Source organism: Streptomyces sindenensis (assembly GCF_014649035.1).
In the GTDB taxonomy this organism is placed as follows: domain Bacteria; phylum Actinomycetota; class Actinomycetes; order Streptomycetales; family Streptomycetaceae; genus Streptomyces; species Streptomyces sindenensis.
The window spans coordinates 74,856-87,055 of record NZ_BMSG01000012.1; the positions used below are offsets into that span (position 1 = coordinate 74,856).

At 71.8% G+C, this 12,200-nt stretch carries 12 protein-coding genes; 11 read left to right on the forward strand and 1 reads right to left on the reverse strand.

What is annotated here, in order from left to right; genetic code table 11:
• Positions 1-73: 73 nt before the first annotated feature.
• The 5 genes from IE145_RS15770 (at position 74) to IE145_RS15790 (ending at position 5,250) form a co-directional block, all read left to right on the forward strand.
• Entirely contained in the window at positions 74-433 is a 360-nt protein-coding gene (locus tag IE145_RS15770; protein ID WP_189525671.1) for a YraN family protein, read from the forward strand.
• Entirely contained in the window at positions 433-2,055 is a 1,623-nt protein-coding gene (locus tag IE145_RS15775) for a YifB family Mg chelatase-like AAA ATPase (protein ID WP_189525672.1), read from the forward strand. Before IE145_RS15770 ends, IE145_RS15775 begins: the two co-directional genes overlap by 1 nt.
• Positions 2,056-2,372: 317 nt before the next feature.
• Complete coding sequence (gene dprA / locus IE145_RS15780) at positions 2,373-3,485, forward strand: DNA-processing protein DprA (RefSeq protein ID WP_189525750.1); 1,113 nt, start codon at positions 2,373-2,375, stop codon at positions 3,483-3,485.
• A 254-nt stretch (positions 3,486-3,739) separates the two neighbouring features.
• Complete coding sequence (whiG, locus tag IE145_RS15785) at positions 3,740-4,576, forward strand: RNA polymerase sigma factor WhiG (RefSeq protein WP_006127910.1); 837 nt, start codon at positions 3,740-3,742, stop codon at positions 4,574-4,576.
• A 116-nt stretch (positions 4,577-4,692) separates the two neighbouring features.
• Complete coding sequence (locus IE145_RS15790) at positions 4,693-5,250, forward strand: TetR/AcrR family transcriptional regulator (RefSeq protein WP_069740216.1); 558 nt, start codon at positions 4,693-4,695, stop codon at positions 5,248-5,250.
• Here IE145_RS15790 and IE145_RS15795 read toward each other — a convergent pair.
• Positions 5,201-5,947 carry a murein hydrolase activator EnvC family protein gene (locus IE145_RS15795; protein ID WP_189525673.1) on the reverse strand — a complete coding sequence of 249 codons (747 nt, stop codon included), beginning with the start codon at positions 5,945-5,947 and terminating at the stop codon, positions 5,201-5,203. The genes IE145_RS15790 and IE145_RS15795 overlap by 50 nt on opposite strands.
• Positions 5,948-6,405: 458 nt before the next feature.
• Here IE145_RS15795 and rpsB point away from each other — a divergent pair, with 458 nt between their 5' ends.
• The 6 genes from rpsB (at position 6,406) to rlmN (ending at position 12,181) form a co-directional block, all read left to right on the forward strand.
• Complete coding sequence (gene rpsB / locus IE145_RS15800) at positions 6,406-7,314, forward strand: 30S ribosomal protein S2 (RefSeq protein ID WP_019766411.1); 909 nt, start codon at positions 6,406-6,408, stop codon at positions 7,312-7,314.
• Between the two features lie 99 nt (positions 7,315-7,413).
• Positions 7,414-8,250: a translation elongation factor Ts gene (gene tsf, locus IE145_RS15805; protein WP_189525674.1), complete on the forward strand. Its 837-nt coding sequence runs from the start codon at positions 7,414-7,416 to the stop codon at positions 8,248-8,250.
• Between the two features lie 161 nt (positions 8,251-8,411).
• Positions 8,412-9,188, forward strand: a complete 777-nt coding sequence (gene pyrH, locus IE145_RS15810; protein ID WP_189525675.1) for a UMP kinase — start codon at positions 8,412-8,414, stop codon at positions 9,186-9,188.
• Between the two features lie 121 nt (positions 9,189-9,309).
• Positions 9,310-9,867 carry a ribosome recycling factor gene (gene frr / locus IE145_RS15815; RefSeq protein WP_006127917.1) on the forward strand — a complete coding sequence of 186 codons (558 nt, stop codon included), beginning with the start codon at positions 9,310-9,312 and terminating at the stop codon, positions 9,865-9,867.
• A complete protein-coding gene (locus IE145_RS15820) occupies positions 9,867-10,964 on the forward strand; it encodes a phosphatidate cytidylyltransferase (protein WP_189525676.1) in 1,098 nt (365 codons plus the stop codon). The genes frr and IE145_RS15820 overlap by 1 nt, the downstream gene beginning before the upstream one ends.
• 110 nt (positions 10,965-11,074) lie before the next feature.
• Complete coding sequence (gene rlmN, locus IE145_RS15825) at positions 11,075-12,181, forward strand: dual-specificity RNA methyltransferase RlmN (RefSeq protein WP_030715656.1); 1,107 nt, start codon at positions 11,075-11,077, stop codon at positions 12,179-12,181.
• The last annotated feature ends 19 nt before the right edge of the window (positions 12,182-12,200 follow it).

A 12,200-nucleotide genomic window follows, 5' to 3' on the forward strand; every position in this document is an offset into this window, starting at 1 on the left:
CCGCGGAGTTGTCCACCAAGATCCACATCTTTCGGCGGGCCGGGTCACAGTCGGTGCCGGAGGTGGTGCCGATATGAACGCACGGGGGGCACTCGGGCGGTACGGCGAGGATCTGGCGGCGCGACTGCTGGCGGACGCCGGGATGACCGTGGTCGGGCGGAACTGGCGCTGTCGTGCCGGCGAGATCGACATCGTGGCCAGGGACGGGGACGCGCTGGTTTTCTGCGAGGTGAAGACGCGCAGGTCGGACGGGTTCGAACATCCCATGGCCGCGGTCGGCCCGGCCAAGGCGGCCCGGCTGAGACGGCTCGCCGAGATCTGGCTGGAGCGGCACGGCGGGCCACCGCCGGGCGGGGCCCGCATCGATCTGGTCGGGGTGACGGTGCCCCGGCGCGGGGCCCCGGTCACGGAGCACGCCCGGGGGGTGTCCTGATGGGCTTCGCACGCGCGTGTTCCGTGGCGCTGGTCGGCGTCGAGGGTGTGGTGGTGGAGGTCCAGGCGGACCTGGAGCCGGGGGTCGCGGCCTTCACCCTGGTCGGGCTGCCGGACAAGAGCCTGGTGGAGAGCCGGGACCGGGTGCGGGCGGCCGTCGCCAATTCCGGGGCCGAGTGGCCGCAGAAGAAGCTCACCGTCGGGCTCTCCCCGGCCTCCGTCCCGAAGAGTGGTTCGGGTTTCGACCTCGCCGTGGCGTGCGCCGTGCTCGGCGCGGCGGAGCGGATCGACCCAGCGATGATCGCCGACGTGGTGATGATCGGCGAACTGGGCCTGGACGGCCGGGTGCGTCCGGTACGGGGCGTGCTGCCCGCGGTCCTGGCGGCGGCCGAAGCGGGGTACGAACAGGTCGTCGTTCCCGAGCAGACGGCCGGGGAGGCGGCCCTGGTGCCGGGGGTCTCGGTCCTCGGCGTCCGGAGCCTGCGGCAGCTCATCGCCGTCCTGTGCGACGAACCGGTGCCCGACGAGCCCGTCGGCGGCGAGGGACGCCCCGACGCCATGCTGGCCGGGCTCATGATCCCCGGCACCGGCCTCGGTACGGGGCTCGCACCGGCCGCAGCGCGGGGCGAGGGGCACCGGCCGGACCTGGCGGACGTCGCGGGGCAGCCGGGCCCGCGCCAGGCGTTGGAGGTGGCCGCGGCCGGCGGGCACCACCTGCTCCTCTCGGGTCCGCCGGGCGCGGGCAAGACCATGCTGGCCGAGCGGCTGCCGGCGGTCCTGCCCCCGTTGTCCCGGCAGGAATCCCTCGAAGTGACGGCGGTCCACTCCGTGGCGGGCATCCTCCCCCCGGGTGAACCGCTCGTCTCCCGGGCGCCCTACTGCGCCCCGCACCACTCGGCGACCATGCAGTCCCTGGTGGGCGGCGGCAACGGAGTCCCGAGGCCGGGGGCGGTCTCGCTGGCCCACCGCGGCGTGCTCTTCCTCGACGAGGCCCCCGAATTCTCGGGCAAGGCCCTGGACGCGCTGCGCCAGCCGTTGGAGTCGGGCCATGTGGTGGTCGCGCGGGCGGCGGGGGTGGTGCGGCTGCCCGCCCGCTTCCTGATGGTGCTGGCCGCCAATCCGTGCCCCTGCGGCCGGCACACGCTCACCGGCGCGGGCTGCGAGTGCCCGCCCTCGGTGGTCCGCCGCTACCAGGCGCGACTGTCCGGTCCCCTGCTCGACCGGGTGGACCTGCGGGTCGAGGTGGAGCCGGTCGGCCGCGCGGACCTCCTGGGGCAGGGCGGCCGGGGCGAGTCGACGGCGGTCGTCGCCGCACGGGTACGGGACGCCAGGGCCCGGGCGGCCGAGCGGCTGGCCGGCACCCCGTGGACCACGAACAGCGAGGTCTCGGGCCACGAGCTGCGAACCCGCCTGCTGGTGGCCCCCGGGGCACTGGCGGCGGCGGAACGGGACCTGGAACGCGGCATCCTCACGGCCCGCGGACTGGACCGGGTGCTGAGGGTGGCCTGGACGGTGGCGGACCTACGGGGCGCGGACCGCCCGGACGCCTCGGACGTGGCGGTCGCCCTGGAGCTGCGGACGGGCATCCAGCGCGGGGTGCCGATGGAGGTGGGGGAGCGGTGACCGGGGTCACGGGGGCACGGGGAAGGCGGTCGGGGCCGGGCCCCGGGCCTGGGTACGGCGGGGCGCCCGGGGCGGACCCGGCATGCTGGCCGGATCGCGCGGATGGGACGGAGCGGGGCGGGAAGCCTGACTCCGACCGGGGCTGTGGCCCGGAGCGGGGTCCCGGCGCGGACCGGGAGCGCGCCCCGGACACCGGGCACGGGCCTGATCACGGGGACGGCCCCGACCGGGCGCGTGACGGGGGCCGGGACCGGGAAACGGAGGCGTGGGACCGGGATCGCGAGGCCCAGCGGGTGGCCAGGGCCGCGTTGACCCGGGTGCTGGAGCCGGGGGACGAGCGCGCGGGGCGATGGCTGCGGCTCACCGGGCCGGTCGAGCTGATGCGGAGGCTCACCGTCGAGGACGGCTCCGCCGAGAAGCTGCCGGGCATGACCGCCGCGCGGCTCGGGGGCTACCGCCTGCGGGCGGCCGCCGCGGAGCCGGGGCGGGACCTGGCCGCGGTCGCCGCGGTGGGCGGGCGCTTCGTCTGCCCGGGCGACCGGGAGTGGCCGAGCCAGCTGGACGATCTGGGTGACGCGCGGCCCGTCGGGCTCTGGGTGCGGGGGCGGCCCGACCTGCGGCTGTGGTCCCTGCGCTCGGTCGCGGTGGTCGGCGCGAGGTCCTGCACCCCGTACGGGGCCCACATGGCGGCCACCCTCGGCTCCGGGCTCGCGGAGCGCGGCTGGGTGGTGGTGTCGGGGGCGGCGTTCGGGGTGGACGGGGCCGCCCACCGGGGCGCGCTGGCCGCGCGCGGGGCGACGACGGCGGTGCTGGCGTGCGGTGTCGACGTACCCTACCCGCGCGGGCACGCCGAGTTGCTCGGTCGCCTGGCCGAACAGGGGCTCGTCGTAGCCGAGTTGCCGCCGTCCTCCCACCCCACCCGCAGCCGGTTCATTCTGCGCAACCGCGTCATCGCGGCGCTGACCAGAGGCACGGTCGTCGTCGAGGCCCAATACCGCAGCGGATCGCTGGTCACCGCCCGCCAGGCACAACGTCTCGGCCGCTTCTCGATGGGCGTGCCGGGGCCGGCCACCAGTGGGCTGTCCGCAGGGGTGCACGAGCTGTTGCGCGGCGAGGGCGTGCTCGTCACCGACGCGGACGAAGTCGTCGAGCTGGTCGGGGACATCGGCGACCTTCCGCCGGCCCGCCGCGGCCCGGTGCTGCCCAGGGACCACCTGGACGCGACCACCGCACGGGTTCTCGACGCGCTCCCTTACCACGGGGTCACCCACCCCCGTGACCTCGCACGCACCGCGGGGACCTCGGCCGACGAAACGCTCGGTCGACTGTACGAACTCCACTCACTGGGGTTCGTCGAACGCGAAGGCGACGGCTGGCGGTTGACGCTTCCTTCGGCACGCAACGACGACGCGCGGCGAGGCGGTACTTGACCTGGAGCATTCGGGTGAAAAGGTAAGGCCGATGACCTCGCACGATCGATCGGTGACCTGTCCGGGGCCCGCGCAGGCGGCGACGGCCCCGGGCCCGGGCGGGCGCGGACGACGTAAGAGGCGCCAGGCAATCGCGCGGCGGCGAACTCCCGTCCTGCGCGGACTGCGACGCCGCAGTCACGCTACGCTCACAAGGATTCCGCTTCAGACGCAAGTCCCCCAGCACTTCACGGCAGAACGGCTCAAGGCACCACATGCCCCAGCACACCTCCGGGTCTGACCGCGCGGCGAAACCACCGGTTGCGCGTGGCACTGTGCGCCCTCCCGCTCCCTCCTCCCTCGACGAATTGTGGCGTTCCTACAAGACCACGGGCGACGAGCGGCTGCGGGAGCAGCTGATCCTGCACTACTCGCCGCTCGTGAAGTACGTCGCCGGCCGGGTGAGCGTGGGGCTGCCCTCCAACGTCGAGCAGGCCGACTTCGTCTCCTCCGGGGTCTTCGGACTGATCGACGCCATCGAGAAGTTCGACATCGAACGGGCCATCAAGTTCGAGACGTACGCGATCACCCGGATCCGCGGCGCGATGATCGACGAACTCCGGGCCCTGGACTGGATCCCTCGGTCCGTCCGGCAGAAGGCGCGGAACGTCGAGCGCGCGTACGCCACGCTGGAGGCGCAGTTCCGGCGTACGCCCTCGGAGGCCGAGGTCGCCTCGGAGATGGGCATCGCCCTGGAGGAACTGCACGCCGTTTTCAGCCAGTTGTCGCTGGCGAACGTGGTCGCCCTGGAGGAGCTGCTGCACGTCGGTGGCGAGGGCGGCGACCGGCTGAGCCTGATGGACACCCTGGAGGACACCGCCGCCGACAATCCGGTGGAGGTCGCCGAGGACCGCGAGCTGCGAAGACTGCTCGCGCGGGCCATCAACACCCTCCCCGACCGCGAGAAGACCGTGGTGACCCTCTACTACTACGAGGGCCTCACCCTCGCGGAGATCGGCAACGTCCTCGGGGTGACCGAGAGCCGGGTCAGCCAGATCCACACCAAGTCCGTGCTCCAGCTGCGGGCGAAGCTGGCCGACGCGGGCCGCTGACCTCCCGCCGGTATCCCCTTCCCGGCCCTCTCCGGCCGTCCGATCGGTGGCTGTGCCCTTCCTCCACGCGGCCGCCGCCGTAGAGTGGATGCGTGCCCAGGATTCGAGCGGCCTCCGTGGCCGAGCACCGGACCATGCAGCGCGGCGCCCTCCTGGACGCCGCGCGCTCCCTGCTGTCCGAGGGCGGTACGGAAGCGCTGACCTTCCCCGCACTCGCCGAGCGCACGGGCCTCGCCCGGTCCTCCGTGTACGAGTACTTCCGCTCCCGCGCCGCCGTCGTCGAGGAGCTGTGCGCCGTCGACTTCCCCGTCTGGGCGGCCGAGGTCGAGAACGCCATGCAGCGCGCCGAGACGCCCGAGGCGAAGATCGAGGCGTATGTGCGCCGCCAGCTCGACCTCGTCGGCGACCGCCGCCACCGCGCGGTCGTCGCGATCTCCGCGAGCGAGCTGGACGCCGGCGCCCGGGAGAAGATCCGGGCCGCGCACGGCGGGCTGATCGCCATGATCGTCGAAGCGCTCGGCGACCTGGGCCACGCCCAGCCGAGGCTGGCCGCCATGCTCCTGCAGGGGTCGGTCGACGCCGCCGTACGACGGATCGAACTGGGCGTCGCCGAGGAGCCGGGTGTCATCGCGGACACCGCCGTCGCGATGGTCCTGCGCGGTGTGAGCGGCTGACCCTGCCCCACCCCTCGCGGAACGCCTGTGCCGGTGCGCCCGGCTCCGGCACACCGAACACCGGCAGCAACCGCGAAGGTCCCCTCCGCAGCAGTGCGGGCGGCAGCAGCGAGAGCGGGTCCAGATAGGCGTCCCCGCGCCGCAGCCCCCAGTGCAGGCAGCCCGCCTCGCAGTGGAACGGCCCCGCCTCCAGCACCCCGACCGGCTGTCCCGCGCGCACGTCCGCGCCCTCCTCGACCAGCGGCCGCACCGGCTCGTACGTGGTGCGCAGCGGCGGTGAACCGCTGCCGGCCACCTCGATGGCCAGCACCCCGCGTCCCGCCACCCGCCCCGCGAACGACACCCGGCCGTCGGCGGCCGCCAGCACCCGGGCGCCCGGACCCGCCGCGAGGTCCACGCCGCGGTGCCCGGGCCCGTACGGACCGGCGGGCGGCTCCCACCCCCGCAACAGCGCCGGCCTCCCCGCCAGCGGCCAGCTCCGGATCCCGCCGCCCGTGTCCCCGCCGGCATCCGGGCCGAGGAGAGACGCCGACGCCCCGGCCGGCACGGCAGCCGGGTCCGGCACGGGCACTCCTGCCGGTCCCGCCGGACCGGGCGGAAGCAGCACGTACAGCAGGAGCCCCAGGAGCCCCAGGGGCAGGAGCGGCAGCAGGGGACGACGGGCGGGGGAGCGGCGTGGGCCGGGCTGGTGGCGCATGCCCGCCACGATGTCCCGGAGGCCGGGGTTCCGGGGATCATGGGCCGTTCCTGTGGACTGCTCGCCCGTTGTGGACATCCCCGTCACCCGGCCGTGGCACTGCGGTCACGTGGCCATGGACGTTGCCGTGGCACTAGCGTCACGCGGTCATGGATGTTGCCGTCCACTGCCGTAACCCGGCCATGGACGTTGCCGTGGCATTGCCGTCACCCGGCCATGGACGTTGCCGTGGCACTGCGGTCACCCGGCCATGGACGTTGCCGTCACCCGGCACTCAGCCGGTCCCGTACACTTCTTACGGCGATCCGGGTCACCGGGTCGACTTCGCACGCCCCGCCACCTTCCTCATTCTCGAAGGTGGCCGCGCTCCTCGGTCCCTCGTGGCACGGCGCGTCGGGGCGTCAGGCGCGAACGCAAACCTGCGGTCGCGATAACCGAGTACCTCAAGGAGTACGGCCATGGCCGTCGTCACGATGCGGGAGCTGCTGGAAAGCGGCGTCCACTTCGGTCACCAGACCCGTCGCTGGAACCCGAAGATGAAGCGCTTCATCTTCACCGAGCGCAACGGCATCTACATCATCGACCTGCTCCAGTCGCTGTCGTACATCGACCGCGCCTACGAGTTCGTCAAGGAGACCGTCGCCCACGGCGGCTCCATCATGTTCGTGGGTACGAAGAAGCAGGCCCAGGAGGCCATCGCCGAGCAGGCGACGCGCGTCGGCATGCCGTACGTCAACCAGCGTTGGCTCGGTGGCATGCTCACCAACTTCTCCACCGTCTACAAGCGCCTCCAGCGCCTGAAGGAGCTGGAGCTCATCGACTTCGAGGACGTGGCCGCCTCCGGCCTCACCAAGAAGGAGCTCCTGGTCCTCTCGCGCGAGAAGGCCAAGCTGGAGAAGACCCTCGGTGGTATCCGCGAGATGCAGAAGGTGCCCAGCGCCGTCTGGATCGTCGACACCAAGAAGGAGCACATCGCCGTCGGTGAGGCGCGCAAGCTCCACATCCCGGTCGTCGCGATCCTCGACACCAACTGCGACCCCGACGAGGTCGACTACAAGATTCCGGGCAACGACGACGCGATCCGCTCCGTCACCCTGCTCACCCGCGTGATCGCCGACGCCGTCGCCGAGGGCCTCATCGCCCGCTCCGGTGCCGCCACCGGTGACTCGAAGCCGGGCGAGAAGGCCGCCGGCGAGCCGCTGGCCGAGTGGGAGCGCGACCTGCTCGAGGGCGACAAGAAGGACGAGACCGCGGCTGCCGCCGAGGTCCAGTCCTCCGCCGAGACCGAGAAGGTCGCCGACGCCGAGAAGCCGGCCGAGGCCGTCGCCGAGGCCGAGGCTCCGGCCGCGGATGCCGAGCAGGCCTGACACCCGTCACGGCTGCTGACGGCGGGGGCCGACGCCACGAGCGTCGCCCCCGCCGTTCACCCGTAGATCTTTCAGACTTCGAGAGAGACATACAGACTCATGGCGAACTACACCGCCGCTGACGTCAAGAAGCTCCGCGAGCTCACCGGCGCCGGCATGATGGACTGCAAGAAGGCGCTCGACGAGGCCGACGGCAACGTCGACAAGGCCGTCGAGGCGCTCCGTATCAAGGGCCAGAAGGGCGTCGCCAAGCGCGAGGGCCGTTCCGCCGAGAACGGTGCCGTCGTCTCCCTCGTCTCCGAGGACCAGACGTCCGGCGTCATCCTCGAGCTGAAGTGCGAGACGGACTTCGTCGCCAAGGGCGAGAAGTTCCAGGACGTCGCCAACACGCTCGCCGCGCACGTCGCCGCGACCTCCCCGGCCGACATCGACGCGCTGCTCGCCTCCGAGATCGAGGCCGGCAAGACCGTCCAGGCGTACGTCGACGAGGCCAACGCCAACCTCGGCGAGAAGATCGTCCTGGACCGCTTCGCGCAGTTCACCGGCGCGTTCGTCTCCGTGTACATGCACCGCACCATGCCCGACCTGCCCCCGCAGATCGGTGTTCTGGTCGAGCTCGACAAGGCCGACGCCGACCTGGCCAAGGGCATCGCGCAGCACATCGCCGCCTTCGCCCCGAAGTACCTGTCCCGCGAGGACGTCCCGGCCGAGGTCGTCGAGGCCGAGCGCCGCGTCGCCGAGGAGACCACCCGCGCCGAGGGCAAGCCCGAGGCCGCCCTCCCGAAGATCGTCGAGGGTCGGGTCAACGGCTTCTTCAAGGAGGCCACCCTCCTGGGCCAGCCGTACGCGCTGGACGCCAAGAAGTCCGTCCAGAAGGTCCTGGACGAGGCCGGTGTCACCCTGAAGCGCTTCTCGCGCATCAAGGTCGGCATCTGAGTCCGTCCGGGCGAACAGCGTCGGACCCGATAGGGTCTGACGCAGTCGACGGCCGCACGCACGCCGGACGACCGCAGATCTGACGAGGAGGCCATTGCCGCTGTAGGGACACCAGACCCACCGGCAATGGCCTTCTTCGTATGTGCACGAGGAGAATTTCCATGGACAAGGGCGCGGACGCCATTCCGGCCGACGACAAGCGCGACGACGACAAGGGGTCCGGGCGCTTCATGCTGAAGCTCTCCGGTGAGGCATTCGCCGGCGGCGGCGGTCTCGGCGTCGACCCCGACGTCGTGCACACCATCGCCCGCGAGATCGCCGCCGTCGTCCGCGACGGCGCCCAGATCGCGGTGGTCATCGGAGGAGGCAACTTCTTCCGTGGTGCCGAGCTCCAGCAGCGCGGCATGGACCGGGCCCGGTCCGACTACATGGGCATGCTCGGCACCGTCATGAACTGCCTGGCGCTCCAGGACTTCCTGGAGAAGGAGGGCATCGACTCGCGCGTCCAGACCGCCATCACCATGGGCCAGGTCGCCGAGCCGTACATCCCGCTCCGTGCCGTACGGCACCTGGAGAAGGGGCGCGTGGTGATCTTCGGCGCCGGTATGGGCATGCCGTACTTCTCCACCGACACCACCGCCGCGCAGCGCGCCCTGGAGATCGACGCCGAGGCGCTGCTCATGGGGAAGAACGGTGTGGACGGGGTCTACGACTCCGACCCGAAGACCAACCCCGGCGCGGTGAAGTTCGACGCACTGGAGTACGGCGAGGTGATCGCCCGCGACCTGAAGGTCGCCGATGCCACCGCCATCACGCTCTGCCGCGACAACCAGCTGCCGATCCTCGTCTTCGAGCTGACCGCCCTGGGCAATATCGCCCGCGCGGTCAGGGGTGAGAAGATCGGCACGCTCGTGAGCGACGAGAGCACCCGGGCCTGACGGCCCCCAGGATGGACAACGGCCTGCCGGTCGGACACCGTGCAGGTGAGGACGCGACGCAGGACCCGCAGGGCGCGGCGATGACGACGCCGGGCCCGCCCAAGACACGCAGGAGCACGTGGTGATCGAAGAAATCCTCCTCGAGGCCGAGGAGAAGATGGAGAAGGCCGTTGTCGTCGCGAAAGAGGACTTCGCCGCGATCCGTACCGGCCGCGCGCACCCGGCGATGTTCAACAAGATCGTCGCCGACTACTACGGCGCGCTGACCCCGATCAACCAGCTGGCCTCGTTCTCGGTTCCCGAGCCGCGGATGGCCGTTGTGACGCCGTTCGACAAGACCGCGCTGCGCAACATCGAGCAGGCGATCCGCGACTCCGACCTCGGCGTCAACCCGAGCAACGACGGCAATATCATCCGGGTGACCTTCCCCGAGCTCACCCAGGACCGCCGCAAGGAGTACATCAAGGTCGCCAAGACCAAGGCCGAGGACTCCAAGATCTCGATCCGCTCCATCCGCCGCAAGGCCAAGGAGAACCTCGACAAGCTCGTCAAGGACAAGGAGTCCGGCGAGGACGAGGTGCGCCGCGCCGAGAAGGAGCTCGACGACACCACCGCGAAGTACGTCGCGCAGGTGGACGAGCTGCTCAAGCACAAGGAAGCCGAGCTGCTCGAAGTCTGATGAACGACTCTTCCTGGGGCGCCCCGCAAGGAGCCGGATACTGGGGCACGCCCGAGATGAGGGCTGCCCCGGCGGGTCCTGCCCACGATGTGCACGGCGCCCAGCAGACTCGGCCCATGCGCATCGTGCCGGACGTTCCCGACGCAGGTAGAGACGCAGACAGAGAGCCGCAGAGCCGCGACGAACGGGACGGGGACGCCGCTCGCATCAGCGGCCCCCTGTTCCGTGACGAGATGCCGCAGGAGCCCATGTCCACCCCGCCGCCGTCCCCGCCGCGCAAGAAGCGCGCGGGGCGCGATCTGCGCGCCGCCATAGGGGTCGGCGTGGGCCTCGGCGCCGTCATCGGCGTCTCGCTGTTCATCGTGAAGGCCGTCTTCATCGGCGTCATAGTGATCGCCGTCGTCGTCGGCCTCTGGGAGCTCACCTCGCGTCTCCAGGAGCGCAAGGGCATCAAGGCGCCCCTGATCCCGCTGGCCGTCGGCGGAGCCGCGATGGTCGTCGCCGGGTACGCCCGGGGCCCCGAGGGCGCCTGGGTCGCCATGGCCCTGACCGCCCTCGCGGTGCTGGTCTGGCGGATGACCGAGCCACCGGAGGGGTATCTCAAGGACGTCACGGCCGGGGTCTTCGCGGCGTTCTACGTCCCGTTCCTGGCCACCTTCGTCGCCCTGCTGCTGACGGCGGACGACGGGTCGTGGCGGGTGCTGACCTTCCTCGTCCTCACGGTGGTCAGCGACACCGGGGCGTACGCGGTCGGCTGGCGCTTCGGCAAGCACAAGCTCGCCCCGCGCATCAGCCCCGGCAAGACCCGCGAGGGCCTGCTCGGGGCGGTCGGCTTCGCCATGGTGGCCGGCGCGCTCTGCATGGAGTTCCTGATCGACGGCGGCGCCTGGTGGCAGGGCCTGCTGCTCGGCCTGGCGGTCGCGGCCAGCGCCACCCTGGGCGACCTGGGCGAGTCGATGATCAAGCGGGACCTCGGGATCAAGGACATGGGCACCCTGCTCCCCGGCCACGGCGGCATCATGGACCGGCTGGACTCGCTCCTGCCGACCGCGCCGGTGGTGTGGCTCCTGCTGGTGCTGTTCGTCGGCTCCGGCTGACCGCCCCAGCACCCCGGGACCCCCGTCCCACCTGCACGTTCCCCGAGTGAGGGTCCGTCGTCCACAGGGCGGCGGGCCCTCACCCGTATGTCTGCGACACTGGATGAACCATGCCTAAGCCCGGAGAACTCACTTTCGTCGCGCCCCGCGGAGCCAAGAAGCCGCCGCGGCACCTCGCCGACCTCACGCCCGCCGAGCGCAAGGAAGCGGTCGCCGCGACCGGCGAGAAGCCGTTCCGCGCCCAGCAGCTCTCGCAGCACTACTTCGCGCGGTACGCGCACGACCCGGCCGAGTGGACCAACATCCCGGCCGCGTCGCGGGAGAAGCTCGCCGAGGCGCTGTTCCCCGAGCTGATGTCCGTGATCCGGCACATCAGCTGCGACGACGACACCACCCGCAAGACCCTGTGGAAGCTGCACGACGGGACGCTCGTCGAGTCCGTCCTGATGCGCTATCCGGACCGCGTCACGATGTGCATCTCCTCGCAGGCCGGCTGCGGAATGAACTGCCCCTTCTGCGCCACCGGGCAGGCCGGCCTCGACCGCAATCTGTCGACCGCCGAGATCGTGCACCAGATCGTCGACGGCATGCGCGCCCTGCGCGACGGCGAGGTGCCCGGCGGTCCCGCCCGGCTCTCCAACATCGTCTTCATGGGCATGGGTGAGCCGCTCGCCAACTACAAGCGGGTCGTCGGCGCCATCCGCCGGCTCACCGACCCCGAGCCGGACGGCCTCGGTCTCTCGCAGCGCGGGATCACCGTCTCCACCGTGGGCCTCGTCCCGGCCATGCTGCGCTTCGCCGACGAGGGCTTCAAGTGCCGCCTCGCCGTCTCGCTGCACGCCCCGGACGACGAGCTGCGCGACACCCTGGTCCCCGTCAACACCCGGTGGAAGGTCCGCGAGGTCCTGGACGCCGCGTGGGAGTACGCGGAGAAGTCCGGCCGCCGGATCTCCATCGAGTACGCCCTGATCCGGGACATCAACGACCAGGCCTGGCGCGGCGACCTGCTCGGCCGGCTGCTCAAGGGCAAGCGGGTGCACGTCAACCTGATCCCGCTGAACCCCACGCCCGGCTCCAAGTGGACCGCCTCGCGCCCCGAGGACGAGAAGGCGTTCGTCGAGGCCATCGCGGCCCACGGCGTGCCCGTCACCGTCCGGGACACCCGCGGTCAGGAGATCGACGGGGCCTGCGGTCAGCTGGCGGCCTCCGAGCGATAGGGCCGCGTAGGAGGTTCCC